Origin of the sequence: Rahnella variigena, from assembly GCF_003610915.1 — a bacterium.
Lineage (GTDB): Bacteria > Pseudomonadota > Gammaproteobacteria > Enterobacterales > Enterobacteriaceae > Rahnella > Rahnella variigena.
Genome location: NZ_NSDJ01000001.1, coordinates 421,016 through 445,474 on the forward strand (window position 1 = coordinate 421,016; position 24,459 = coordinate 445,474).

Here is a 24,459-nt window from a genome sequence, read left to right on the forward strand (position 1 = left end):
TGTGACGCTGCCCCCAAAATGCCTGAACGCTTCGCGAGGAACTATGCAACTTCAATCAAAATGTGCTTATAAAATCACCGGCTTTTCTCATGAAATCAGTCCGGCCTATCGCCAGAAACTGCTGTCTCTCGGCATGCTTCCGGGATCATTCTTCAACATCATCCGCGTGGCACCGATGGGCGACCCGGTGCAGATAGAAACCCGCCGCACCAGTCTGGTCGTGCGCAAAAAAGACCTCGACCTGCTCAAGCTTGAGCTTCTGGCCTGACCTTTCTGATGGGTTTCTGAAAGATTGTTTAGCGCGGCTCTGTTGAGTCTTCCGCGTTTTTTCCTTTCTCACACGTAGATCTGAACGTATGAAAGCACTGACTATTGGCCTGATTGGTAATCCCAACTCAGGTAAAACGACCCTTTTCAACCAGTTAACCGGTTCGCGACAACGCGTCGGTAACTGGGCTGGCGTCACCGTTGAACGTAAAGAAGGCCAGTTCGCCACCGCAGACCACCAGATTACGCTGGTCGATTTGCCCGGCACCTATTCACTGACCACCATCTCCGAGCAAACCTCGCTCGATGAGCAAATTGCCTGTCATTACATTCTGAGCGGCGACGCAGATCTGATGATTAACGTCGTGGATGCCTCAAACCTTGAGCGCAACTTATACCTGACACTGCAACTGCTTGAGCTGGGCGTGCCCTGCATTGTCGCGCTGAACATGCTCGACATCGCCAAAATTCAGAACATCAATATTGATATCCCGGCGCTGTCTGCACGCCTGGGCTGCCCTGTTGTTGCCCTGGTGTCTACCCGCGCCAGCGGGATCAAAGAACTGAAAGCGGCCATTGATGAATTGCCACAAGTGGCCGCGCTGGAACGTGTGAAATATCATCCGGTGCTGCAACAGGAAGTGGAAGTGCTGGCCACTGAAATGCCGCAAGATATGACGCTGCAACAGCGTCGCTGGCTGGCTTTGCAAATCCTCGAAGGGGATATTTACAGCCAGACGCACGCAGGTAACGCGCAGGCTTTACTGCCGCAGGTGAAAGCCCGTCTGGTAGAGCAAAAGCTGGAAGATCCGGCGCTGCTGATTGCCGATGCGCGTTATCAGAGCATTGCGTCACTGTGCGCGGACGTCAGTAACTCGCACCTCACCGCGCCCAACAAGCTGACGCAGGTGCTGGACCGCGTGATCCTCAACCGTTTCCTCGGCGTACCGATCTTCCTGCTGGTGATGTATCTGATGTTCGTGCTGGCGATCAACATCGGCGGCGCGTTGCAACCGATTTTCGATATTGGCTCGGCAGCAATTTTCATTCAGGGTATGCAATGGGTTGGCTTCACCCTGCACTTCCCGCAGTGGCTGACCATTTTCCTGGCACAGGGCGTGGGCGGCGGTATCAATACGGTTCTGCCGCTGGTGCCGCAAATCGGCATGATGTATCTGTTCCTCTCCTTCCTTGAAGATTCCGGTTATATGGCCCGCGCCGCGTTCGTGATGGACAGGCTGATGCAATCGCTGGGTCTGCCGGGTAAATCTTTCGTGCCGCTGATTGTTGGCTTTGGCTGTAACGTGCCGTCCATTATGGGTGCCCGTACGCTGGATGCCCCGCGTGAACGCCTCATCACCGTGATGATGGCGCCGTTTATGTCCTGCGGCGCACGTCTGGCAATTTTCGCGGTGTTTTCTGCGGCATTCTTCGGGCAAAGCGGTGCATCCATCGTGTTCTCGTTGTATCTGCTCGGTATTGTGGTCGCTATCCTGACCGGCCTGCTGCTGAAATACACCATTATGCGCGGTGAAGCCTCGCCGTTTGTGATGGAACTGCCGGTGTATCACGTTCCGCACCTGAAAAGTCTGCTGCTGCAAACCTGGCAGCGTCTGAAAGGTTTCGTGCTGCGCGCCGGTAAAGTGATCGTGATTGCGAGTATTTTCATCGGCGCACTGAACAGCTTCTCGTTCAGCGGTCAGGCGGTGGATAACATCAATGATTCTGCACTGGCCTCGGTCAGTAAAGTACTGACACCGGTGCTGGCGCCGATGGGCGTACATTCTGACAACTGGCAGGCGACCGTGGGTCTGGTCACCGGCGCGATGGCGAAAGAAGTGGTGGTCGGTACGCTGAACACGCTGTACACCGCCGAACATATCCACAATGAGGAATTCGACGCTGCCAGCTTCAACCTGTTCGATGAACTGGGCGGCGCAGTGCAGGAAACCTGGCAGGGGCTGAAAGACACCTTCAGCATCAGCGTACTGTCGAACCCGATCGAAGCCAGCAAAGGTGACGGCGAAATGGGCGTCAGCTCCATGGGCGTCATGAGCACCAAATTCGGTACCGCCATTTCGGCTTACAGTTACCTGATTTTCGTGCTGCTTTACGTGCCTTGCGTCTCGGTGATGGGGGCGATTGCCCGTGAAACCAGCCGCAGCTGGATGACGTTCTCCATTTTCTGGGGGCTGAACGTCGCCTACTCGCTGGCGACCCTGTTCTATCAGGTGGCCACTTTCAGCAACCATCCGGCCTACAGTGCGGGCGTCATCTTCATCGTGCTGCTGTTCAACGCTATCGTCCTCACCTGCCTGCGCAAGGCACGCAGCCGGGTCAGCCTCCATTTGCAGCCGCGTAATATCGCGGCCTGTTGCGAACCGGCTACCGGCAGCGACTGCCACTAGGAGATAACATGACTACGCTGATTCAGGTTCGCGACTCTCTCGCACTGGCTGGCCGGGCAGATGCCCGCCAGCTCAGCCAGCAGCTAAAGGCTCCGCAACCGCTGGTGCAGGCCATGCTCGAACGGCTGGTGGCGATGCGAAAAGCAGAAACGGTGGAAGCGGATGACAGCTGTCTGAGCGGCAGCTGTAAAAGTTGCGCTGACGGCAAAAAGTGCCTGACCGTGTCTTACACCCTGATCCCCTGAACCCGACTTTGCCGCCCTTCCTGAATAGTCGCCCGGCGGCTATTCAGCTATCATCTCAGACCGCAACGGCCTAAAACGCGCCGCAGGAGCCTGTATGATCGACAGTGAAATCACCTTCCGCAAACTCGAAATTTTTCTCGCTTACATGGAAAAGCAAAACATCACCCGCGCAGCCGAACAACTCGGTCTGAGCAGCGTGAGCGTGCATCGCGCCCTGCATTCTCTGGAAGAAGGTTTGCGCTGTCCGTTGTTTATCCATCGCGGGCGCAATCTGCTGCCGTTGCCCGCGGCTGAAGCGTTACTGGAACATGCCACGCAGGTGATTGAACAGATGGAACACGGGATCCAGGCCACGCAGCGCGCCGCCGGTTTTGGGGATAAACGCCTGAAAGTCGGCACGTTGTATTCACTGACCCTGGAAACCATTCCGCGCCTGATTATGGGGCTGAAACTGCGCAGACCCGAGCTTGAACTGGAGCTGGTGATGGGGTCTAACAGTGATTTGCTGCAAAAGCTGGAAGACGGCCTGCTGGATGCGATTCTGATTTCGACCAGTGATTCGAGCGTGGACGCACAGCGCTACGATCAGTTGCCGCTGTTTCAGGATGATATTTTTCTCGCTGCCCCCGCCAGCGCAGAACTGGCGTCGGAAGGCACGGCGGATTTACGCGATTACAAACAGAAGAAATTCGTTTCACTGGCAGAAGGGTTTGCGACTTACCACGGCTTTCAGGAAGCCTTTCAGGTCGCCGGTTTTGAGCCGGACATTGTCACACGGGTAAACGATATTTTTTCGATGCTGAGTCTGGTACAGGCGGGCGTCGGATACACGCTCATTCCCGGCAGGATGAAAGGCGTGTACGAAAATACGGTGAAATTACTGCCACTGGCAGAAGCCTATCAGATGCGCCAGACCATTTCGCTGGTCTTCCCGCACAGCCGCGAGCACGATCCCAACCTCCTCGCCCTCGCCGCTGAAAGCCGGATGTATGCGCTAGTGAGCAGAAAGCGCTGACAGATGCTCGCTGTTTTGCGCAATCAATACGACCGGCCAGTGCGTTTGATCCGGATGGTGACTCCAGATAGCAGACTCAGGAATGCTCACCCCGTCATAACGCATTTTCGAGCCATCATAAGGGTAAAATTGCCCTTTCTCTGTATCGAGTATAAAAACTAATAATCCTGCAGAATCCTGCGCAAGACGTTTCCACAAGGCGCGACCGCCGGTGTAATGATCGTTATCACTCATCAACGTGAGATGCTTTTTTACCACCAGCGTTTCATACAACAAGGTCGCTAAACGGTAATCTCGCATTCCGGCATTAACCACCACGCCTTCCACCTGAAACGCTTTATCGTCTTCCCAGAACTGTCGTACTTCGAGCAGTTCAACGCTATTTTCCCTGCGGGCAAGTTCCAGCGTTGCCACCACATGGTGTCGGTTTTCACCCCGGTTATCGGTTCTGGTTTGGGCTTCGGCAATGGCGATAAATGGAATTTTTTCATCATAGATGACCAACATATCAATGTTGTTGAAACGGATTTCATCAATGACTTCAAACCGTCGGGCCAGAGTGGCCGGACTGTACGATCTTTCAAGCACGATCATTTGCGAATCCCCGCGAATTAAAACTGGCATGATATCCCTTCGTTCAGAGTGGTTGGACAATAGCACGCTGCGCAATAATCAAACAGCGCCACGCGTTTCATCCCCAACCTATCATGCCTTTAATCAGCGTTCGTTTTCCCGTAACCGCGCTGCGAGACGTCCCGCAACATGCATACCTGACTGGCATAAAGACAGCGCTTCGCCCTGTTCCATCGCACGGCGGGTCAGGCCGGTAAGCACCGCGCCCGGCGGCATTTCAATTGCCAGTCGCACATCGCGCTGGTAGGCCGCGACCATGGCATCACGCCAGTTCACGGTACGCGCCATGTTCATCGCCAGATCGTCCGCGATTTTTTCCGCCTGCCAGTAAACACGCCCGGTTGTTCCGCTGAGATAACCGCAGGTCGGACGGGAAATGTGAATCTGTTTAAACGCCTCAACCAGTTTCGCCGCAGGTTCATCGAGCAGTGCGCAATGTGATGGCACACTGACCGTCAGCTGATGCGTTTTCTGCGCTCCCAGCCCTTTCGCCAGTTGCATGACCTGTGCCATAGCGGCATCGCTGCCCGCAACCACCAGCTGGTCTTCCGCGTTAATATTCGCCAGATACACCGGAGATTCAGCGCTGTTGACCTGCGCCACCAGTTCCTCAACCTGCATCTGACGCAACCCGGTGATCGCTGAAAGGCCAAAGCCTTGCGGATAGGCCTTTTGCATCAGTTCCCCGCGCAGCGCGACCAGCCGTACGGCATCATCAAAGTCGAGCGCACCGGCAATCACCGCTGCCGGAAACGCACCAATTGACAGCCCGCTGCAAAAATCGGCCTCAACGCCTTCGGCCTGGCATTGTTTCGCCCAGACCACACCGGCAATCAGCAAACACAGTTGTACGGCGCGGGTGGAGCGTAAGGCGTCGGCGGTATCAAGCAGTAAAACATCTTCGCCCAGCGCGAGGCTGGCCTGTTCAATGAGGGAATGTGTGAGCGGGTTATCCGGCAGGCGATGCAGCATTTGCGGCACCTGCGGGCCCTGTCCGGGGAAAGTAAATAAGATTTTCATCGTGCTCCTTGCTTCTTGTGGCCGGTTTCAGTCTGCCGGCAATTGCCACGGGTCGCGCACCAGCAACGGGCCGGACGCCGTTTTCAGCATGATGTCACCGCCACGCAGCCATTCGCTGAGGGCAAATCCGCCCTGTGGCGTATTGATCTGAACATCGGCGCGGCAGGGAAGCCGCTGAAGCTGGTCGTAAAAATCGGAAAACTGAGAAGGATCCTGCGACGTGTCGCAGCGCACAAGTAAATCAAGATCGCTGTCGGCGTGCATGACGGGAAGGTCACTGACCAGCGCGTAGGCGCAACTGCCCGTCACGCCCCACGGGAAAGGCAGCTTCAGACTGCATAACGTAATCAGCGCCTGCACCGGTTGCTGTGACACAAACGGCGAATGCAGTAATGCATTCATGTCGCTGACCAGAGATTCGGGCGTGACGACCCGCACCACCGCCACCGGATCTATCCAGGCGGCGGCACGCTGAATACGGGTCATGCCGCGAATGCCCACAGGAACTGCGCCGTCAGCCCGCTTATCGCGACGCACCACCAGCGGCAGCGATGTACGCCAGCCGGTGTTTACCCACGCGGGTAACGTGTCGTCGCTTTGCAGCGCTGAACGGTCGCTAATCCAGACAAAATCATGGGCACGCGGGTCACACATATTCCAACCTTTCTGATTAGTGAAGTGCGGCTGTCAGAGAGATAAACAGCGGCAAGGTCACGATACATAATACGGAACTGATCAGCAGTGACGCTTCTGCATCCGGAGACTGAACCCCGAAACGGTTACCGAACACGATACCGAAGAAACCAGCAGACAACGCAATCATCAGGATCGCCGTCACAGCCACCTGACCGCTCAGGCCAAATGCCAGAACCAGACCCCAGGCAATAAACGGCTGGATCAGGTTTTTCGCCACGCAAGACAACAGCACCGGGCCGTTAATTTTCAGTTTACGCGCTGACAGGATAACACCGGTCAGGAACAGCGCAGACGCGGTGGCTGAAAGACCCAGCGGTTTGATCGATGCCAGGAAAATTTCCGGCATTTTAATGCCAATCGCCGACAGGATCACGCCCAGCAACGGTGCCCAGACGATCGGTTTTTTCACTGAACGCCACATCAGAACCGGCAACAGTGCCAGAGAGGACCCCTGATTTTCACCACTGAGACGCGCTTTTTCACGTTCTAGGATCAGCAGACAGAACGGCGTCATCAGCACGGAACCGCAGGCGATAGATACCGCGACGGACAGTGAAGTCGACGGCGCATCACCCATCACGCTGCTCAGAATCGGCAAACCAAGCGCCGCATAGTTCGGCAGTGCCACAGTCAGCGTCAGAACCGCCGCATCCTGCGGAGACTTTTTAAAGACTTTGGTACAAATAAAGTAAATCGCCGCGTAGGTTATCCACATCGCCAGAACCAGCACCAGAATCAGCGGTGACTGTTCAACAATGCCCGCCCACGGGGTCTGTACGGTTGCTGCAAACAGCGCAGCGGGTAAAGCAAAATCCATCACGAAAATATTAAGTAAAGAGACATTCTGGTTATCCACCATTTTCGCTTTCCCGGCGTAAAAACCGAGGATCATGATGACGAAAATAGGGGCAAGCGCGTGCAATATTACGTAAGTCATAGCGTTTTTCCTGAGGCAAAAAATAAATGCTCAGTCGGCGCCGGTGCGATGGTTTTTTTAGTATGACAGTCCAGTTGCAGACAACAGCAGGTCCTCGCCCGGACGGTATGTCAGGGCGGGAACCCGCAATGCGGCTGCGTCACGCTGTTTGCAGGTGCGTTACCGGTTGAGACTGAAAGTTTTAACGAATTACCATTCCTGACGCATCAGCTGGCGAACGCGCTGCGAACTTGCGCGGTTTTCCGCACCCAGACGGTTGCTGAGGCTAACGCCTTCTTTGCGTGCGTCCTGAATGTTTTGCCAGACAACGTTTTGCACGTTGCTGATGTCGTCGGGTGTTGCCTTGTCCGGATCAGCGATGTCGAGTAATTGCGACAGCAGGCCCAGCGTGGCGTAGTTTTCGATGTCATAAGCCATCGGCGGAATGGTGGCAGCCAGTTTTTCCAGCGCGTCCACAGAGCGTAAGGTGATACGTGCGGCGGATTCTTTACCCATCGCGTGGATCATCACGCCGTTGTTTTTGAAGGCGATCAGTTTGTTGGCCTGATAACCGTGCGCCAGAAACGCACCGGACATCGCTTTACCGACAATCAGCCCGACCACCGGATGCCCGGCCAGACGTGCTTTGGCGTACGCCCCTGCGGCACCGGCCAGCGCCTGATGGATACCGAATGCTTCTTCGCGACGACCGTATGCCTGACTTGGCACATCAATCACAGCCACGATGGCGCGTTTGGTGATGGCATTAGCGTCGGCATCGATGACGTCGTTGACTACTTTTGCCAGATTCCAGCCTTCGAGCAGGCCGACTTCGCCGCCCGCAGCACGCGGATACTGGTTATTTTTATCCGGTACCACGGCGATGAAACGCACGGGCTGGTCATTCAGTTTGCCGTCAGCCGCTTTCACGGAAGGGCAAAGACCGTTTACCGGCGTGGCATCTTTGGTCAGTTCAGCGAACCAGTAATCACCCCGGCTGGCTGCATTATTTGCTACGTTGCTCATGCGCGATCCTCCCGGTTAAACAAGGCTTCCGTCACTTCACGGTTGGCCTGCTGCGCGGTGTCAAAACCGGTCAGTTTTGGCAGGTAATAATCATAATTATCAGAACGATGTGTCGCAGGTACGCCCGCTTTAATAAAGGACAGTACGCTGTCTTTCACTTCATTCAGGGAATCTTTCACCAGCGCATCAACAAACCCGCTGTGATAGCGCACTTCGCCACCGGTCATGCTCCAGATAAACGGACGGTCGCGGGAATCGTATTCATCGATACCGGCTTCCTGTTCAATAACCTGCGGACCATTTAGACCCAGACGGGCTTCGCGGGTGACAATCAGATAGCTGCACAGCGCGGCGGCAATCGACATCCCGCCAAAGCAACCGACCGTACCGGCAACCACGCCAATCACCGGCGTATAGCGGCGTAAATCTACGATTGCGGCGTGAATATCCGCGATCGCCGCCAGACCCAGATTGGCTTCCTGCAAACGTACACCGCCGGTTTCGAGCAGCAGAACAGCCTGCGTCGGGATGCCGTTGCGGTTATCTTCTGCGGCCAGTTCCAGCGCCGCGGCCATTTTGGCACCGGACACCTCGCCCATGCTGCCGCCCTGGAAACTGCCTTCAATCGCCACAACCACGGCGGGCTGACCGTTAATCTGGCCTTTCGCGACCACCATGCCATCATCGGCTTGCGGCACGATGCCCTGCGGTTCCAGCCATGGCGACATCACGCGTTCGAACGGCCCGAGCAGTTCGCGGAAAGTGCCGTCGTCCAGCAGTTTGCGGGCGCGCTGACGGGCGCTCAGTTCGATAAAGCTCTGATCAGTATCAGTTGGCATTTTCTGCCTCCTCAAAGACCTGTTCGATACGCAGACGGGCAACCCCTGGTGTGGCGCCAAAATCATTAATGTCCAGACGGCCTGCCGGTAATTCACGCAGCGCACTCAGACGGTTAAAAAAGTTCTGCCACAAGGTATGGCTGCCGTCGACCGATGTGGTGACGATAATTTTCAGCGCACTGGCTGTGTCGGGTTCATACAGCGCTTCTAAATCGCCGGAACCTACCACGCCGGCTTCGGCGCGGCCTGCCAGCGGTTTAGCCGCCGGGTAGTTAAATTCAAAACGTTCCATAACACCTCTTTGTACTGATGTTAGTTAATTCGTATCCGGTTCAGACCACGCTCACGCGGTCGAGGAACAGCGTCGCGGCCAGTAAATCAGCGGCACCGCCGGGCGATGTGTTGTCCGCCAGCATCCGGTGTTCGAGATGGCGCAACAGTTGTTTGCCCGCCATCGTGCTGGTGCCACCAGCTTCCAGTACCGCCTGCGCGCCCTGATGCATGGCTTCAAGCGCCGGTAAACCGCCGCGTGACAGCACACAGGTGTCGGCAAGCGTGGTCATCACCGCCAGCAAGGCATCAACCTGTGCTTCGCTTTCGCTGGCGCCTCGTGTCCGGCTGTGATGAAGCTGCGGCAGTGCCCGGTCGATAATGTGCGGGAAACCACTTTGTGCTTCTTCACGCGCACCCGGCACCTGATAACGCTGCACGGCGTGCGAACCTTTACTGAATTTTTTCGGGCTGAAAGCATCGGGTAACGCCGCAATTTTCGCGGCGCGCTGCGCAATACTTTGCGGCAGCAAACGTTCCGGCTGCATGGCAACGGCGCTGACCAGCAGCCCCATCGCCCAGATAGCGCCCCGGTGAGTATTCACTCCGCCGGTTTCCGCCATCATTTGTGCTTCACCAGCACGACCTAGGCGCCCCACTTCCTGACGCAGGGCGATATCCGCCGGGCGCTGCCAGCTGTGTAAAGCCAGCAAATAGAAAGTGGAGGTCAGGCTGCGTGCCGAACGCACCATCAGATCCAACGTTAAATCCTGATGTGCGCCGGAACTCCGGCTGTCTACCAGTCCCGGTTTCGGGCTAAGCCGCGCTTCGTCGATCAGCGCCTGCGTCGCCGTTTCTGCCAGCCTTTCGGCCAGTTCTTCCGCTGTCAGTACAGCGCCAATCGTTAAAGTCTGCGGCATCATGATTACCAGCTACGGAATTTAGCAGGCGGGTTATACAAACCGCCGGACCAGTCAACCAGTTCGCTCACGCTGCCTGCCGCCAGTAAAGAACGGGTGGCATCGGTGCGACGAATGCCCATGTCTTCAGGGAAGACCACCAGTTCCTGACGGCGCAGGTCGGCGACGCGTTTGGCGTCAACGCCCAGACCGATGTCAGTGATACCGGCCACCGCAGCGACCATTGCACGGCGTTCTTCCAGAGAGCGGGCGCGGTGCAGATAAGCAATTCCCTCTTCGGTCAGCACGTGGGTCACGTCGTCGCCGTAAATCATCACAGGCGCCAGCGGCATACCGGACTCTTTACCCACATCGACGGCTTCGAGTTTCTCAACGAACGTCGGTTTGCCCCCGGCCTGGAAGGTTTCCACCATCTGTACGACCAGTTTTTTACCGCGGGCCATCGGATCCGGCTCTTCAATCATGTCGAGCCAGGCTGGCGTGGAGTGACGACGACCGTGCGGGTCATGGCCCATATTAGGCGCGCCACCGAAACCGGCCAGACGACCGCGGGTCACCGTTGAGGAGTTCGCCAGACCATCGACCTGCAAGGTGGAACCGATGAACATGTCGACGGCGTACTGGCCGGCCATCTGGCAGAACGCGCGGTTGGAACGCATGGAGCCGTCGGAGCCGGTGAAGAACACATCCGGACGAGCGCGAATGTACTCTTCCATCCCCATTTCGCCGCCGAAGCAGTGAACGGTTTCCACCCAGCCGCTTTCGATAGCCGGGATCAGCGTCGGATGCGGATTCAGCGTCCAGTGTTTACAGATTTTGCCGCGCAGACCGAGTTGTTCGCCGTACGTCGGCAGCAGCAGTTCGATGGCTGCGGTGTTAAAACCGATACCGTGGTTCAGGGACTGCACGTTGTGTTTGGCGTAAATACCCTTAATCGCCATCATCGCCATCAGTACGTGAACCGGTTTAATCAGGCGCGGGTCACGGGTGAACAGCGGTTCGATGAAGAACGGCTTGTCGGCGACGACCACGAAATCAATCCAGTCACCTGGAATATCGACGCGCGGCAGGTCGGTGTCTTCTTCGACAAGTTCATTCACCTGCGCAATCACGATGCCGTTTTTAAAGGCAGCGGCTTCGACCAGCGCCGGCGTATCTTCAGTGCTTGCGCCGGTATACAGATTGCCTTTACGGTCCGCTTTGAAGCCGGCGATCAGCGCGATGTTCGGCACCAGATCGACATAAAGACGGGAATACAGTTCGATGTACGTATGGATAGCGCCGATTTCCATCTGGCCGTCTTCAAGCAGTTGCGCGATACGCAGGCTTTGGGGGCCGGAGAAAGCGAAATCAAGCTTGCGGGCGATACCGCGTTCGAAGAGATCCAGATGTTCAGCACGGCTGACGCTCGGCATGATCATATGTAAATCATGCAGCTTTTCAGGGTTCACTTTTGCCAGCGAACGGGAAAGAAAGTCAGCTTGTTTTTGGTTGTTACCTTCCATCACCACGCGGTCACCGGAGGCGATCAGCGTTTCGAGGATGGGGATGATTTTATCTGTGGGTAAAACTTTACCCTCTGCCACGGAACGGACACTGTCGATACGCCGTTGTTTTTCGCTGCGGCGGGTGTCCCATACTTTCGTGGTCTGCGGATGTTGCGGCATGCCAAACCTCCCTGGGTTGAGCTTGCTGAATCTTTCCCGTCGTGATGAAACAAAAAGGAGGGTGGGAAGTTCAGTCAAGTGGCGGTTGCATCACAATTGACCTGTTTAATTAGCGTGTTAAGTATAGGAAGCGGTGAGATACCCATCAATTAAGGGCGCTGACACTTCGTTACTCTGAGAGTAACGATTGGAGAGAATTCTTTAAAAACAGTTTGATACAGAACAAGGAATGAGAGGAAGTGCGCAAAAACAGGCGAAAAAAAGGGATGCACCAGGCATCCCTTTTTCGCAGATTCAGAGAATTACTTGAACACTTCTGCGGTAGCAGTGATTTTCTTTTTCTCCTGCGCGGCGATGACGACGTAGTATTTCCCGCCTTTTTCATCAGCCAGTTTGGACAGCTCATCTTTAGCATCCATTGGCGCAGTGTATTCATTGCTGGTCGTTACCACGCCCAGGCTGGTGTAACCCTTATCTTTGGCTTCTTCTTTGGTGATCATCTCAGCGGCCATTGCGTTCACAGAGAACAAACCTGCCAGAACAGCTGCAATAATAATTTTATTTGATTTCATGACATTACCTCTAATTGGATGAATAATTTTGAAAGAAAGCAGTCAAGATATGAACGGCAGGTGAATCTGTGCTGGCACGAACCTTCCTGGTCAACCACCAGATTTCTCCCCAGAGACACAAACGGGCGATGGAAACTCTTACCCTCTCACCTCCGGCATCTATCGGCTTAAGTATTAATCACCTTCGGGAATTATCCAGAAATTAGTAAAAAATATTTACATTGATTTTCATTCTGACATCAGGAACTGACCGGCAAGTTCACAAAATGCATCCGGATGAGAAATAAACGGCGCATGTGCTGCTTTTTCAATGACTTCTGAACGGGAATCCGGCAGTAACGCATCCAGCAACGGCACGACTTTTCGCGGCACCAGCCCGTCCAGCGCGCCGTAAATACGCAATATTGGCAACGTCAGCTGCGTCATCGGCTGGCGTAAATCGGCCGTGCGCAAAATCTCCAGCCCGCCGTTGAGCACATCAGCCGGTGGCATCGGCAGATTCAGGACAATCGATTTAAGCAATCGGGCATCCTGACGCGCGCTGTCGCTGCCGAGTGTCTGCAACGCCAGAAAACGCTCGACCGTGCGCTGGAAATCTTCACTCAGCTGATGCTGAAAACCCTGCAGCACGTCGGGGCGGATCCCCGGCCAGTCTTCGTGCGCGGTAAAGCAAGGCGAAGATGCTACGGTAATCAGTTTTTCCACGCGCTGCGGCGCGCTCAGCGCAATCTGGCTGGCGACCAGACCGCCCAGCGACCAGCCCATCAGCGAGGCCTTTGGCGGCATGACCGCCAGAACCGTTTCCGCCATCTCTTCCAGCGTCATCGCCCCGAAACCCTCACTGCGGCCATAGCCCGGCAGGTCGATCAGATGCAGACAAAATTGCGGCGCAAGTCGCTCTGCCGTGTAACGCCAGACTTCGGCATTCAGCCCCCATCCGTGAAGCAGCGCAAGATGGCGATCTCCTTCGCCGATTGTCTCCTGGTAAAGCGTGTTCATAGCGTATTGTCCGTGTCTGTCTGAATGGCTAAAGGAACCCGCCACTATGCTAACAATTGCCGGCCGCTGTTGGCTATGCCAGTGTCCGCTGCATCTTACGATCCAGGGCATTTGCAGCCTGTGTATGAAACATCTGCCGGTCGCCCCGCCGCATTGCCTGCGCTGCGGATTGCCCTCCAGCGGCGGTGAGGCTGATTGCGGGCGGTGTTTATTAAAACCGCCGCCGTGGGACGCGATGATCTTCGCCAGTCCCTATGAAATGCCGGTGAGCGGGCTGGTGTTGCGGTTCAAATTCTCCGGGCAACCAGAGCTCGACACCGCACTCGCCCGCTTGCTGTTGCTGCGCTGGCAGGAACGCTACCGGATGCGCAATCTGCCCAGACCCGACGTGCTCCTCAGCGTGCCGCTGCATCAGAAACGCTATTTCTCACGCGGTTATAATCAGAGTGAATTGCTGGCAAAACCACTGGCACGCTGGCTGCATTGTGAATACCTGCCCGATGCCCTGAGCCGCGACCGGCAGACGACATCACAACAAAGCCTGACCGAGCGGGAAAGAAAGTGGAATCTGCGTAAAGCCTTCACCTGCCATATCAATCTGCGAGATAAGCACGTGATGCTGCTGGATGATGTGGTGACGACCGGCAGCACAGTGCGTGAAATCAGTAAATTACTGCGCAATCAGGGCGTTGCTTCACTGCAAATCGCGTGTATCTGCCGGACGTTGCAGACATAGGCACGTGCTGCTAACACTCTGGCAACGTGAAGGGTGACGGGTAAAATGAAAGGGCGTATTATAACCAACTAGAGTAGTCAACTATTGAGCGAATGTTATGATCCTTATTACCGATGCTGCCCAAGAGCACTTTGCCAAATTGCTGGCAAGCCAGGAAGAAGGCACCCAAATCCGCGTATTCGTGATCAATCCCGGTACGCCGACCGCAGAATGCGGTGTCTCTTATTGCCCGCCGGACGCCGTTGAAGCGACGGATACCGAACTGAAGTTCGAGAAACTGTCCGCTTTCGTCGATGAATTAAGCGCACCTTATCTGCAGGATGCGGTCATCGATTTCGTTACCGATCAGCTCGGTTCTCAGCTGACGCTGAAAGCACCGAACGCCAAAATGCGTAAAGTCTCTGACGATGCGCCGCTGATGGAACGTGTTGAATATCAGCTGCAATCGCAGATTAACCCGCAGCTAGCCAGCCACGGCGGACGTGTTTCCCTGATGGAAATCACTGACGACGGTATCGCTGTTCTGCAATTCGGCGGCGGCTGTAACGGTTGTTCAATGATTGATGTCACCCTGAAAGACGGCATCGAGAAAGAACTGCTGCAAAACTTCCCTGAGCTGAAAGGCGTTCGTGACCTGACCGAACACCAGCGCGGTGAACACTCGTTCTACTGATCGGTTAACGCCATTCCAGTATCACAATACTTTAGGGTTCAGCACTGCTGGGCCCTAAAGGTTGCTGACTCCCCACACTTATTCAGCTGGGGCTACTCTTTTCTTCTTTATATTCTGCGCCGTGGCTGCAAGCAAACACTGCATTATGAAAAGAACGACAAAGAGTCATCACGCCGTCACTCTTTCCGTCCACGCATCGCTGTAATGAATGTTGCCGTCTACAAACTTCCAGGTGATTTTTTCGTACATCATGGAAACTGACTCCATGTGGTTCATCTGTGAGTTACCGGCCATGCGGATATTTGGCACGCACGGATTTACGCCGGTTATCTTCACGCCCTCCATGACAACAATGAAGTAACACACCTCCTGACCGGCATCATTGATTGAATAAAAACGAACTTCTGCACTTTTAAGCATCTGGCCAGTCGCCACAGCTTTGTACAGGTACGGACTTGAACTGTCGGTCTCTTTCTCAAACATGAAAGCTGAATGAGACCGCGGGCCAGTGATTTTGCCAGAAGCGGGATCAACAGGCAGATTAAGCCCGTGGCTCATTCCAATAACCTCGATACTGCCCTCGCGGCCGTTGACGTCAACGGAGCCTTTGATGTCTGCACCACCATCATCTTTAAGCCATAGGTACGGGGGGATCGGCATTTTACTTTCTCCTTATTTTTTTAATTGATTTCATTATCACGACATATCCAACAACGGCGGAAAGTACTGAACAAACCACCCATGTTAAAACCCATAAATCATCAAAATTTTCCTGACTCACAAAACCATCTGCCCGCTGAGCAAAACTTTCAGATGCCTCGAGGCTGATAAAACTTTCCGGGTTTATTGCCAGTGCAGCCAAATAAAGCAGCACAAAAAATAAGGCCAGTTTGCCTAATTTCATGGCTAAATATTTGAAACAGGAATTTAGGCTACGGACAGGTTTTGCCATTTACGATCACCTCAATGCTGCCGTAAGCTTTTAAAGCTTTCATGCAAGGCACATCGATTAATGTTGTTCTTAACAGTGCGTTTCTTACCATCGCAAAATCTGAATCGTGGGGGAGCGTAATACATCCCTCAGATAAGGTGCCGGGGTGGAGGCGGAAATTCCCCCGTTTTACTAATTCTATCCAGGTGTAATCGTCTATCGTCCAATCATCACGCCACAAAGCAAACCAGTCGGAATGCTTATACGTAGCACCTTTTCTGTAGTGGTTGTATGTGTCTTTTATGCCAGTTTCAAGTCGCGATTTCAGCCCCCCCTCTGGACGGTCAACAATCCAATATTTACCGGCTGGTATTGGCCCTTTGACTGGAATCATCCCGCACCCGCCAAGGTTGCGATAAGCACCGTTACCAGAAAACGCGAGAAACGTTCCTAACCCCGGAAAACTTAACGGTGAATAATCAGCATCGTTAATAACAAACTTTCCATTTAGTGCCATCCCAGCCCCTTACGCTCCAATTTAGCTAGGATGATTTTATGCCATTAACCATTTAATTATTGTGGTTTTATTGTTAACAATTGCTTAATTGTGACGCGATACACACTGTCTTTAATGAGCAATAATTTGCGTCAGTCGCTGTGCCCGTAATGGCACAACCAGACTCGCTTTCAGCACGCACAGATTGCGCATAAAACAGAGGCAGGGGAAAAGGAATCGTGTATTACAACACGTCTCAGACCTGCTTTCTCAAGCGAGAGCCAGGCCGGACACACACACTTCCCCGGATGTCATTTCTAAGGAAATCACTGTCTGTCCGGAGTCTGTTATGAAAAAAACCTTACGCGTTTTAGTCCCTCTCGCGGGTCTGTTCGCCCTGATGCCGCTGGCTTCTCATGCGGCATCAGGACAGTCCAACGTTTCCTGTTCCTATAGCCATACCCTCGGCGACGATGCCATTCTGATGTTTGGTATGCCCAATCACGCGATGCTGCACGATTTCTTTGGTAACACCAGCACCGATGCGTATTCCACCTACGACACGCTGCAGGCGAACCCGGAAACCACCTGCGACAACAAGGCAGATTCCACCGCCTATTGGGCACCGACCATGAAACTGCCTACAGGCGAAGTGGTGAAGCCGTCGTATCAGAAAACCTATTATCAGGCTAACTCGGTAGAAAAGTATCCGCTGACGCCTTTCCCAAAGGGGTTACAGCTGCTGGCAGGGGATCACGTGGGCACCGCACCCAATCCGCACGTCAGCTTCTTGTGTGCCAATGGGAACGGCTACACAAACACCGCCGATCAGGTCTGTGGTTTGCGCTCAGGCGGGGATGCCGTGCAGTTCAACATCGGCATTAACTTCCCCAACTGCTGGGACGGTGTTCATCTGAAACCTGAGAAGGGTGTGGCGAACGCCACGTATGACTCAAACAATGTCTGTCCTGCGGCTTTTCCGGTGAAAATACCTAAGGTCAACATGAACATTGCCTACGTGTTGCCGCAAATCACCTCACTGGATACCAGCAAAATACAGCTTTCGCTGGACCCTGAAATGGTCGGTGATCAACGCATCGAGAAGTGGGGCAGCATTTACACCGCCCATGGTGATTTTGTGAATGGCTGGCCTGAACAGTCAGCGAAATACATGACCGACTTGTGTATGAATCTGGCTTTCGATTGCAGTAACACCATCCCTTACAGCTACGAGCCTGCACTGGAAGACACGGTCGTCAGCAGTACCAACAGCAGCACCAATTACGGCAGCAGCACGTTGCTGACCGCCAGCGACAACTGGAAAAACGGCGGTCATGCCAGTAATCCGGAAAGCCTGATCCTGTTTAAGTTTAAAATTCCTGCGCTGCCAGAAGCCATCCCGGCCTCTGAAGAGGGATTATTCGTCTACCGTCTGCGGGTGTTTGGTGGCAATGCGGCTTCCAGCGCCACCGGCAAGCTGAATGTCTACAGCACATCCACGGACTGGGATGGCAAAACAGTGAACTGGGATAACCATCCGGCAACGGATTACCAGTCAGCTGGCACCATCTCGATGAATAATAACCGTCAGTATCGCGACGCTATCGTGGATACGGCTGTTCGCCAGGCGCTGGCAGAAGGCAAAACGGAAGTCGCTTTCTACCTCGGTGGTGACCAGAATGGCGGGACGTACACCTTCGATTCCACCGAAACCAACCATCCACCGTTGCTGATCGTGAAAGGCTACAAGGCGGCAACAGAGAATTAATCACAGCGGCCTGAGGAAACTCAGGCCCTTTTCTGCCACATGGATTACCCCTTTCGCCGTTTGCTCAAATCGGCCAGCAGCGCATCAATATGCTCATCGCCAAACATTTCCTCCAGCGTTCGCGTCAGTTTGCGCTGCCAGTTAGGGTATTCAGTATTCGTGCCCGGCACATTAACCGGCAAATCCATATCCAGCCAGTCTTCCGGTTGCAGGCCGAGCAATGCGCTGGCACTGCCCGCCAGATAACGCTGTAGCCCGCCATTTAGCACCGGCGTCATCGGCATGTTTGCTGCCGTTTTGCCGATCGATTTCGGCACGCACCCTGTCTGATGTAACGCATCCAGCAATCCCTGCTTGCTGTGTTCACGCTCCCCACGCAATTTCTCCAGCACCTGCGGATCAGGATAAACGCCCAGTGACGCACCGAGCGTTAAATCGCCGCCTTCCCAGTAACCGCGCAACGTAGGCAGATCATGCGTGGTGACCGTTGCCATTGCCTGCGGAACATAATCCTCCGGCGGCCGGTAAACGTAGTTTTTATCGTGCTCGAAATACAACACTTTGTAGGAATACACCCCGCTGTCACGCAGGCTGGCGACAATCTCTTTCGGCACTGTACCGAGATCTTCGCCAATCACCATGCACTGATGCCGCTGACTTTCCAGCGCCAGCACGCCGAGTAAATCTTCCAGCGGATAACGGACATACGCGCCATTCCCCGCCTCCTGATCCGCCGGTATCCACCACAAACGCAGCAGCCCCATCACGTGATCGATACGCAGCGCGCCGCACTCCGCCATATTTGCCCGCAGCAAATCAATAAACGGCTGATAGGCACGGACTTTCATTTCGTGCGGATCAATGGGCGGAAGTCCCCAGTTTTGCCCCTGTGGGCCAAGAATATCCGGCGGTGCGCCAATCGTCGCTTTCAGGCAATACAGCGCCGGATCAGACCAGGTTTCCGCGCCGCCTTGCGCCACGCCGACCGCCAGATCACGGTACACGCCGATCGGCATCTCCAGTTCCACACTGCGCTGATAGCATTCAGAAAACTGCGTATGCGCCAGCCATTGCTGCCACTGAAAGAACTCAACTTCACTGGCATAACGCTCACTGAATTCGCGTACATCCGCGCTTTGGGCATCGCGATAGGCTTGCGGCCACACCGGCCAGCCCCACTGGCCTAAATCCAGATCCCGCAGATGCACATGCAGCGCGTCGAACAGCGCCTGTTGCCGCAAACTGTCGCCGCCGAGTTCCACGAACCGGCGGAAATCCTGCTTACGCGGCTTGTCTTCCGCCAGTTCACAAAACAGCGGCCAGGCCAGTTTCAACGCGGCGGATTTCAGCGCCATGACCTGCGGATAATCCACAAACTCCGTACTGCGCGCCTGCAATAACGCGTCACGCGTCTCTCCGGAATGCCACCAGTTTTGTGCTTCGCGACTGGCGGCGAATTCCTCCACGGCGTTCACATCGATGTAGGTCAGGTTCAGCCAGCGGCGGGACGACGGGCTGTACGGACTGGCACTTTGCGGATTCGCCGGATACAGCGAATGGACAGGATTCAGCCCGACGAACGCCCCGCCACGTTTGCCAACTTCTTCGACCATTTTTTTCAGGTCACCGAAATCACCCACGCCCCAGTTATTTTCCGAACGCAGCGTGTAAAGCTGCACCGTCGCGCCCCACAGTTTTTTGCCCGCCCGCAACGCCTGCGGCTCATAGCAACGCGGCGGCGCGACGATAATCCGGCAGTGCCAGACATTGCCGTTTTGCGATAACGTCAGCTGGTGATAACCGGCAGGCAGCGCTGCGCCGAGGTTCAGCGCCTGACCCGCCGGGATGTCGCCGTGCGTCTGACTGCCGTTTTCCTGCGTCAGTTGCCAGCCGAAAGCGCCAGCACCTTCCGGCGTTAGCAGCACTTTTTTGCCTTGTGTAAATACTTTTACCGGCGGTACGGGCGTGATTTCCGGCACGTCAGCCGGGTCCCGCCCCATCGCCGCGAGCAAAGCCGTCCGCGTGTCATCGGATACTGTTTCGACGTCATCCGTCATATTGATGAAACTGTCTACAATCCCTGCCCGGCGCGCGGCTGCAACGAGTTGCTTATCTTCCATGTCTGCTCCTATCGTTTGGCCTGCCAGATGCGTTGCTGATAATCGCGGATAGAACGGTCGGCGCTGAACATGCCGACCCGCGCCGTATTCAGTAACGTGCGGCGCGTCCATTCATCGGTATTACGGAACAGCGTATCGACCTGTTTCTGCGCCTCGCAATAGGCCGCAAAATCGGCCAGCACCAGATACGGGTCACCGCCGTCGAGCAGGCTGTTGAGCATCAGATCGAAGGCTTTCTTGTCGCCATTGGCATAAAAGCCGCTGGCCAGTTCGTCGAGAATGGCTTTGAGATGTTTGTCCTTTTTCACCAGCGCTTTCGGCTTGTAGCCTTTTTTCAGCTGCGCTTTTACTTCATCGACGGTCAGGCCAAAGATAAAGATGTTGTCCTCGCCGACTTGTTCGGCAATTTCGACATTGGCACCATCCAGCGTGCCGACGGTCAGCGCACCGTTCAGCGCCAGTTTCATATTGCCGGTACCGGAAGCTTCTTTGCCTGCAGTAGAAATCTGCTCGGAGACATCCGCCGCCGGGATCATCAGTTCAGCCACCGACACGCAATAATCCGGGATGAATACCACTTTGATACGATCGGCGACGATCGGATCGTTGTTGATCTTCTCTGCCACCTGATTGATCGCATAGATGATATTTTTGGCGAGGTAATAGCCGGGCGCGGCTTTTGCACCGAACAGGAAAACACGCGGCACGATGTCGAGTTTCGGGTTATCGCGGATTTGGCGGTACAGTGAAAGAATGTGCAGAAGATTGAGATGCTGACGTTTATACTCGTGCAGGCGTTTGATCTGCACATCGAAAATCGCGTCAGGATTGAGCCGGATCCCCATGCGCTGCCAGACGTATTCCGCCAGCCGCACTTTATTGTCGTGCTTGATTTTGCGGTACTGCTTGCAGAATTTTTTGTCTTTGACGCCGTCTTCCAGACCTTTCAGCAAATCCAGATTGTTCACCCAGCCGTCGGTTTTCAGGCGTTCGTCAATCAGCGCGGACAGCGCCGGATTGCACTGTTTCAGCCAGCGGCGCGGCGTAATGCCGTTGGTCACGTTGTGGAATTTCTGCGGCCAAAGCTGGTGATATTCCGGGAACAGATCTTTGACCACCAGATCCGAATGCAGCGCCGCCACGCCGTTAACCGCAAAACCGGCAACCACGCAGAGGTTTGCCATACGCACCTGTTTGTCGTGATGCACGGCAAGCTTCGCCCAGACAGCCTCGTCACCCGGCCATTCTTTGCTGACCCGTTTCTTAAAGTTGGCGTTGATTTGTTTAATGATCTGGAAATGGCGCGGCAGCAGGCTACGCACCAGACGCTCGTCCCAGGTTTCCAGCGCTTCCGGCATCAGCGTGTGGTTGGTGTACGCAAACGTACGGCTGGTGATGTGCCATGCGTCATCCCAGCTCAGCTGATGCTCGTCGAGCAGCACGCGCAGCATTTCAGGAATGGCGATGGTCGGGTGCGTATCGTTAAGCTGGATGACTTCATAATCCGGCAGTTCGCTGATTTTGCGGCCAAGGAAATGGTGACGCCGCAGGATATCGGCCACCGAGCAGGCGCACTGGAAATACTGCTGCATCAGGCGCAGGCGTTTACCGGCCTGATGGTTGTCATTCGGGTATAACACTTTGGTGAGTTTAGCGGCGTCGATGCCCTGTTGTTCCGCTTTCAGAAACTCGCCGTCATTAAACTTTTCGAGATCAAACGGATGCGGATGCGTGGCTTCCCATAAGCGCAGCGGCTGTGTGATGCCATTGCGATAGCCCATCACCGGCAGATCCCAGGCTTCGCCACGCAGCGTAAATTCCGGTTCCCAGCGCGAAACACCTTGCTCATCTTTCACGACTTTACCGCCGACGCCGACGCTGACCGCCAGCGAACTGTTATGGCGAAACCATGGATATTCGTTGCGGTGCCAGTCGTCCGGCGACTCTTTCTGTTTGCCGTCAACAAAACGCTGGCGGAATAAACCGTACTGATAGTTCAGGCCATAACCGATACCGGGTTGCCCGACCGAGGCCATCGCATCCAGATAACAGGCCGCCAGCCGTCCCAGTCCGCCGTTGCCCAACGCCGGATCGATTTCCTCCTCCAGCAAATCAGTCAGATTGATATCAAACGGCTGCAGCGCACTGGCAATTTTTTCGTACCAGCCGAGGTTAATCAGATTGTTACCGGTAAGACGCCCGACCAGAAATTCCATCGAGATGTAGTTAACGTGGCGGGTAATTTTTTTGCTTTTACCGCTGACGGTATCATTTTGCGGAGGAAGTTGTTCGGCGACGGCAGCACTGACTGCGTGCCACCACTGATGCTGAGTCATATCTGAAGCTGAAGTGAGTCCGAACGCTTGCCACTGGCGGGTGAGCGCCGCCAAAAAAACATCCTGCTTAAACGTGATCTTCGACATAGGGCAGTCTCTTTTCTGTCTGAGGGGACGGAATGCTTCCGTGAGAAAAAGTGTGATCGCGATATCTATGTATAAACCCTATGCTGGAAAAATGCTCACTGCGGGGATGAGGAAAAATGCATGAAATCATGTCGAAGGGATGGGGCGTTGCCATTAAAACCCCCTCCCCGCCTCCCCCTTCGCAGGGGGAGGAGCAAAAACTCGATCGGCTCCCTCCCCTGCGAAGGGGAGGGTTGGGGTGGGGTTTTAATGGCATCTCAATAGCGACTATTTCTGCCCGTAATACGCATCCGGCCCGTGTTTTCGGCTGAAATGTTTTTGCAGCAGGTAATCATCCATCGGGGTTTGATTACGGCGGATGGAACCGGTGATCCACGCCATTTTCGCGACTTCTTCCAGTACTACGGCGTTGTGTACTGCCTGTTCCGGCGTGGTTCCCCAGCAGAACGGACCGTGCTGGGCGACCAGAATGCCGGGCATATGCAGCGGGTCGGTACCGGTCAGCGCAGCGGCGATCACTTTGCCAGTTTCAAGTTCATATTCCCCGTTCACTTCGTGGCGCGACAACGGCCGCGTGCAGGGAATGGCTCCGGCAAAATAATCCGCGTGCGTGGTGCCGAGCGGCGGGATCGCCACTCCGGCCTGCGCCCAGGAGGTTGCATAAGTCGAATGGGTATGCACGATGCCACCAAGCTGCGGGAAACGGGCGTAAAGTTCGAGATGCGTGGCGGTATCTGAAGAGGGTTTGTAATGCCCTTCCACGACCTCACCTTGCAGGTTCAGCACTACCATGTCGCTGGCCTGCATTGTCTCGTATTCCACGCCGCTCGGTTTGATGACCACCAGCCCGCGCTCGCGGTCAATGCCGCTGACATTTCCCCATGTGAACGTCACCAGACCAAAAGCCGGCAGCGCCATGTTAGCTTCAAATACGCGTTGTTTCAGTGCCTCCGTCATGCCATTTCCTCCATGTTCAGCCCGGCTTTCTGCATTTTATCCACTACCCAGGCGCGGGCATTGCGCACTTCCTGCATCGGGTCGGCGGCAGTTTCGCTCCACATTTCGATCAGATACGGCCCGCGATAGCCGCTTTTTTGCAGGGTTTCAAAACAGCGCTCGAACTCCACCACGCCGCTGCCAAACGGCACGTTTTTAAATACGCCGGGCTGCGTGTCTTTAATATGCACGGCGACGATGTGTCCTGCGCCGCTCGCCAGTTCCATCTGCACGTCGTTGTCCCACGCCGATAAATTGCCAATGTCAGGATAAAGCTGGAACCACGGATTATTCAGGTAATGCGTGTAGCCGAGCGCTTTGCTGATCGAGTTCATCAGCGGGTAATCCATGATTTCCATCGCCAGCGTCACCTGCGCGCGACTGGCCATTTCGACGGACTCCTGCAAACCGTCACGAAAACGCTCGCGGGTATGATCGTTGGCCTGCTGGTACCAGACGTCATAACCGGCGAGCTGGATCACGCGGATGCCCAAGTCCTGCGCCAGCACGATGGCTTTACGCATGATTTCCAGCCCGTGATTGCGGGTTTCATCGTCTTCTGCGCCGAGCGGGAACCGCCGGTGTGCGCTCAGGCACATCGACGGAATACGGATGCCGGTACGCGAAATCGCATCGACGACCTGCAAACGCTGCTCACGTGACCAGTCAAGCCGCGCCAGCCGGTGGTCGGTTTCATCCACCGACATCTCAACGAAATCGAAGCCCAGCTCTTTCGCCATGGTCAGGCGCGCCAGCCAGTCTTCGCCCGCAGGCAGGGCTTTTTCATAGATACCGAGGGGAACGGCTTTGTGCATCATCTGAT

The 24,459-nt window shown here is 55.0% G+C and carries 25 protein-coding genes; 7 read left to right on the plus strand and 18 right to left on the minus strand.

Annotated features, from left to right (window positions below; all coding sequences use genetic code 11):
- Positions 1-43 precede the first annotated feature (43 nt).
- The 4 genes from feoA to CKQ54_RS02070 all read left to right on the plus strand — a co-directional run bounded on the left by feoA (position 44) and on the right by CKQ54_RS02070 (position 3,935).
- On the plus strand, positions 44-268 hold the full coding sequence (gene feoA, locus CKQ54_RS02055) for a ferrous iron transporter A (protein WP_112288655.1): 225 nt from the start codon (positions 44-46) through the stop codon (positions 266-268).
- 88 nt (positions 269-356) lie between these two features.
- Positions 357-2,675: a Fe(2+) transporter permease subunit FeoB gene (feoB, locus tag CKQ54_RS02060; RefSeq protein WP_120162619.1), complete on the plus strand. Its 2,319-nt coding sequence runs from the start codon at positions 357-359 to the stop codon at positions 2,673-2,675.
- Positions 2,676-2,683: 8 nt separating this feature from the next.
- Positions 2,684-2,920: a FeoC-like transcriptional regulator gene (locus tag CKQ54_RS02065; protein ID WP_112288657.1), complete on the plus strand. Its 237-nt coding sequence runs from the start codon at positions 2,684-2,686 to the stop codon at positions 2,918-2,920.
- A 94-nt stretch (positions 2,921-3,014) separates the two neighbouring features.
- On the plus strand, positions 3,015-3,935 hold the full coding sequence (locus CKQ54_RS02070) for a LysR family transcriptional regulator (protein WP_120162620.1): 921 nt from the start codon (positions 3,015-3,017) through the stop codon (positions 3,933-3,935).
- Here CKQ54_RS02070 and CKQ54_RS02075 read toward each other — a convergent pair.
- The 11 genes from CKQ54_RS02075 to bioH all read right to left on the minus strand — a co-directional run bounded on the left by CKQ54_RS02075 (position 3,915) and on the right by bioH (position 13,493).
- Positions 3,915-4,559, minus strand: coding sequence for a hypothetical protein (locus CKQ54_RS02075; RefSeq protein ID WP_120162621.1), 645 nt, complete (start codon positions 4,557-4,559; stop codon positions 3,915-3,917). The genes CKQ54_RS02070 and CKQ54_RS02075 overlap by 21 nt on opposite strands.
- 93 nt (positions 4,560-4,652) lie before the next feature.
- Positions 4,653-5,588 (minus strand): malonate decarboxylase subunit epsilon, encoded by a 936-nt coding sequence (gene mdcH, locus CKQ54_RS02080; protein WP_120162622.1) that lies wholly within the window; start codon positions 5,586-5,588, stop codon positions 4,653-4,655.
- 27 nt (positions 5,589-5,615) lie between these two features.
- A complete protein-coding gene (locus CKQ54_RS02085; protein WP_120162623.1) occupies positions 5,616-6,242 on the minus strand; it encodes a malonate decarboxylase holo-ACP synthase in 627 nt (208 codons plus the stop codon).
- A 16-nt stretch (positions 6,243-6,258) separates the two neighbouring features.
- Entirely contained in the window at positions 6,259-7,221 is a 963-nt protein-coding gene (locus tag CKQ54_RS02090) for an AEC family transporter (RefSeq protein ID WP_095923831.1), read from the minus strand.
- Positions 7,222-7,410: 189 nt separating this feature from the next.
- The gene (gene mdcE, locus CKQ54_RS02095) at positions 7,411-8,226 is read right to left on the minus strand and encodes a biotin-independent malonate decarboxylase subunit gamma (protein ID WP_120162624.1); all 816 of its coding nucleotides are present in this window, start codon (positions 8,224-8,226) and stop codon (positions 7,411-7,413) included.
- Positions 8,223-9,065: a biotin-independent malonate decarboxylase subunit beta gene (locus CKQ54_RS02100; protein WP_120162625.1), complete on the minus strand. Its 843-nt coding sequence runs from the start codon at positions 9,063-9,065 to the stop codon at positions 8,223-8,225. The genes mdcE and CKQ54_RS02100 overlap by 4 nt, the downstream gene beginning before the upstream one ends.
- Positions 9,055-9,357 carry a malonate decarboxylase subunit delta gene (locus tag CKQ54_RS02105; RefSeq protein WP_112288665.1) on the minus strand — a complete coding sequence of 101 codons (303 nt, stop codon included), beginning with the start codon at positions 9,355-9,357 and terminating at the stop codon, positions 9,055-9,057. Before CKQ54_RS02105 ends, CKQ54_RS02100 begins: the two co-directional genes overlap by 11 nt.
- Before the next feature lie 40 nt (positions 9,358-9,397).
- Complete coding sequence (locus CKQ54_RS02110) at positions 9,398-10,255, minus strand: triphosphoribosyl-dephospho-CoA synthase (protein ID WP_120162655.1); 858 nt, start codon at positions 10,253-10,255, stop codon at positions 9,398-9,400.
- A 5-nt stretch (positions 10,256-10,260) separates the two neighbouring features.
- Positions 10,261-11,922: a malonate decarboxylase subunit alpha gene (gene mdcA / locus CKQ54_RS02115; RefSeq protein WP_112288667.1), complete on the minus strand. Its 1,662-nt coding sequence runs from the start codon at positions 11,920-11,922 to the stop codon at positions 10,261-10,263.
- Between the two features lie 302 nt (positions 11,923-12,224).
- Positions 12,225-12,494, minus strand: coding sequence for a YdgH/BhsA/McbA-like domain containing protein (locus CKQ54_RS02120; protein ID WP_112288668.1), 270 nt, complete (start codon positions 12,492-12,494; stop codon positions 12,225-12,227).
- A 228-nt stretch (positions 12,495-12,722) separates the two neighbouring features.
- Positions 12,723-13,493 carry a pimeloyl-ACP methyl ester esterase BioH gene (gene bioH, locus CKQ54_RS02125; protein ID WP_120162626.1) on the minus strand — a complete coding sequence of 257 codons (771 nt, stop codon included), beginning with the start codon at positions 13,491-13,493 and terminating at the stop codon, positions 12,723-12,725.
- Between the two features lie 46 nt (positions 13,494-13,539).
- Here bioH and gntX point away from each other — a divergent pair, with 46 nt between their 5' ends.
- Both gntX and nfuA read left to right on the plus strand, forming a co-directional pair.
- Positions 13,540-14,229 carry a DNA utilization protein GntX gene (gene gntX, locus CKQ54_RS02130; RefSeq protein ID WP_120162627.1) on the plus strand — a complete coding sequence of 230 codons (690 nt, stop codon included), beginning with the start codon at positions 13,540-13,542 and terminating at the stop codon, positions 14,227-14,229.
- Between the two features lie 97 nt (positions 14,230-14,326).
- Positions 14,327-14,902 (plus strand): Fe-S biogenesis protein NfuA, encoded by a 576-nt coding sequence (gene nfuA, locus CKQ54_RS02135; RefSeq protein ID WP_112288671.1) that lies wholly within the window; start codon positions 14,327-14,329, stop codon positions 14,900-14,902.
- 168 nt (positions 14,903-15,070) lie between these two features.
- On the opposite strand, the gene tssD is transcribed toward nfuA, so the two are convergent.
- The 3 genes from tssD to CKQ54_RS02150 are packed head-to-tail and all read right to left on the minus strand — an operon-like array spanning position 15,071 to position 16,350.
- On the minus strand, positions 15,071-15,562 hold the full coding sequence (gene tssD / locus CKQ54_RS02140; protein WP_120162628.1) for a type VI secretion system tube protein TssD: 492 nt from the start codon (positions 15,560-15,562) through the stop codon (positions 15,071-15,073).
- Position 15,563: 1 nt separating this feature from the next.
- On the minus strand, positions 15,564-15,854 hold the full coding sequence (locus tag CKQ54_RS02145; protein WP_120162629.1) for a hypothetical protein: 291 nt from the start codon (positions 15,852-15,854) through the stop codon (positions 15,564-15,566).
- Entirely contained in the window at positions 15,835-16,350 is a 516-nt protein-coding gene (locus CKQ54_RS02150; protein ID WP_120162630.1) for a DUF2778 domain-containing protein, read from the minus strand. The genes CKQ54_RS02145 and CKQ54_RS02150 overlap by 20 nt, the downstream gene beginning before the upstream one ends.
- 328 nt (positions 16,351-16,678) lie before the next feature.
- On the opposite strand from CKQ54_RS02150, the gene CKQ54_RS02155 reads away from it, so the two are divergent.
- Positions 16,679-18,097, plus strand: a complete 1,419-nt coding sequence (locus CKQ54_RS02155; RefSeq protein WP_120162631.1) for a DUF1996 domain-containing protein — start codon at positions 16,679-16,681, stop codon at positions 18,095-18,097.
- Positions 18,098-18,141: 44 nt separating this feature from the next.
- Here CKQ54_RS02155 and malQ read toward each other — a convergent pair whose 3' ends face one another.
- The 4 genes from malQ to CKQ54_RS02175 form a co-directional block, all read right to left on the minus strand.
- On the minus strand, positions 18,142-20,217 hold the full coding sequence (malQ, locus tag CKQ54_RS02160; RefSeq protein WP_120162632.1) for a 4-alpha-glucanotransferase: 2,076 nt from the start codon (positions 20,215-20,217) through the stop codon (positions 18,142-18,144).
- A gap of 8 nt (positions 20,218-20,225) precedes the next feature.
- Positions 20,226-22,640, minus strand: coding sequence for a maltodextrin phosphorylase (gene malP, locus CKQ54_RS02165; protein ID WP_120162633.1), 2,415 nt, complete (start codon positions 22,638-22,640; stop codon positions 20,226-20,228).
- A gap of 267 nt (positions 22,641-22,907) precedes the next feature.
- Positions 22,908-23,597 carry an L-ribulose-5-phosphate 4-epimerase gene (locus tag CKQ54_RS02170; protein WP_120162634.1) on the minus strand — a complete coding sequence of 230 codons (690 nt, stop codon included), beginning with the start codon at positions 23,595-23,597 and terminating at the stop codon, positions 22,908-22,910.
- A complete protein-coding gene (locus CKQ54_RS02175) occupies positions 23,594-24,454 on the minus strand; it encodes an L-ribulose-5-phosphate 3-epimerase (RefSeq protein WP_120162635.1) in 861 nt (286 codons plus the stop codon). Before CKQ54_RS02175 ends, CKQ54_RS02170 begins: the two co-directional genes overlap by 4 nt.
- Between the last annotated feature and the right edge of the window lie 5 nt (positions 24,455-24,459).

Bases quoted from the DNA above. Each gene is read 5' to 3' on its own strand.
- feoA (WP_112288655.1), top strand. From the start codon at position 44: ATGCAACTTCAATCAAAATGTGCTTATAAAATCACCGGCTTTTCTCAT.
- feoB (WP_120162619.1), top strand. From the start codon at position 357: ATGAAAGCACTGACTATTGGCCTGATTGGTAATCCCAACTCAGGTAAA.
- CKQ54_RS02065 (WP_112288657.1), top strand. From the start codon at position 2,684: ATGACTACGCTGATTCAGGTTCGCGACTCTCTCGCACTGGCTGGCCGG.
- CKQ54_RS02070 (WP_120162620.1), top strand. From the start codon at position 3,015: ATGATCGACAGTGAAATCACCTTCCGCAAACTCGAAATTTTTCTCGCT.
- CKQ54_RS02075 (WP_120162621.1), bottom strand. From the start codon at position 4,559: ATGCCAGTTTTAATTCGCGGGGATTCGCAAATGATCGTGCTTGAAAGA.
- mdcH (WP_120162622.1), bottom strand. From the start codon at position 5,588: ATGAAAATCTTATTTACTTTCCCCGGACAGGGCCCGCAGGTGCCGCAA.
- CKQ54_RS02085 (WP_120162623.1), bottom strand. From the start codon at position 6,242: ATGTGTGACCCGCGTGCCCATGATTTTGTCTGGATTAGCGACCGTTCA.
- CKQ54_RS02090 (WP_095923831.1), bottom strand. From the start codon at position 7,221: ATGACTTACGTAATATTGCACGCGCTTGCCCCTATTTTCGTCATCATG.
- mdcE (WP_120162624.1), bottom strand. From the start codon at position 8,226: ATGAGCAACGTAGCAAATAATGCAGCCAGCCGGGGTGATTACTGGTTC.
- CKQ54_RS02100 (WP_120162625.1), bottom strand. From the start codon at position 9,065: ATGCCAACTGATACTGATCAGAGCTTTATCGAACTGAGCGCCCGTCAG.
- CKQ54_RS02105 (WP_112288665.1), bottom strand. From the start codon at position 9,357: ATGGAACGTTTTGAATTTAACTACCCGGCGGCTAAACCGCTGGCAGGC.
- CKQ54_RS02110 (WP_120162655.1), bottom strand. From the start codon at position 10,255: ATGCCGCAGACTTTAACGATTGGCGCTGTACTGACAGCGGAAGAACTG.
- mdcA (WP_112288667.1), bottom strand. From the start codon at position 11,922: ATGCCGCAACATCCGCAGACCACGAAAGTATGGGACACCCGCCGCAGC.
- CKQ54_RS02120 (WP_112288668.1), bottom strand. From the start codon at position 12,494: ATGAAATCAAATAAAATTATTATTGCAGCTGTTCTGGCAGGTTTGTTC.
- bioH (WP_120162626.1), bottom strand. From the start codon at position 13,493: ATGAACACGCTTTACCAGGAGACAATCGGCGAAGGAGATCGCCATCTT.
- gntX (WP_120162627.1), top strand. From the start codon at position 13,540: ATGCTAACAATTGCCGGCCGCTGTTGGCTATGCCAGTGTCCGCTGCAT.
- nfuA (WP_112288671.1), top strand. From the start codon at position 14,327: ATGATCCTTATTACCGATGCTGCCCAAGAGCACTTTGCCAAATTGCTG.
- tssD (WP_120162628.1), bottom strand. From the start codon at position 15,562: ATGCCGATCCCCCCGTACCTATGGCTTAAAGATGATGGTGGTGCAGAC.
- CKQ54_RS02145 (WP_120162629.1), bottom strand. From the start codon at position 15,854: ATGGCAAAACCTGTCCGTAGCCTAAATTCCTGTTTCAAATATTTAGCC.
- CKQ54_RS02150 (WP_120162630.1), bottom strand. From the start codon at position 16,350: ATGGCACTAAATGGAAAGTTTGTTATTAACGATGCTGATTATTCACCG.
- CKQ54_RS02155 (WP_120162631.1), top strand. From the start codon at position 16,679: ATGAAAAAAACCTTACGCGTTTTAGTCCCTCTCGCGGGTCTGTTCGCC.
- malQ (WP_120162632.1), bottom strand. From the start codon at position 20,217: ATGGAAGATAAGCAACTCGTTGCAGCCGCGCGCCGGGCAGGGATTGTA.
- malP (WP_120162633.1), bottom strand. From the start codon at position 22,640: ATGTCGAAGATCACGTTTAAGCAGGATGTTTTTTTGGCGGCGCTCACC.
- CKQ54_RS02170 (WP_120162634.1), bottom strand. From the start codon at position 23,597: ATGACGGAGGCACTGAAACAACGCGTATTTGAAGCTAACATGGCGCTG.
- CKQ54_RS02175 (WP_120162635.1), bottom strand. From the start codon at position 24,454: ATGATGCACAAAGCCGTTCCCCTCGGTATCTATGAAAAAGCCCTGCCT.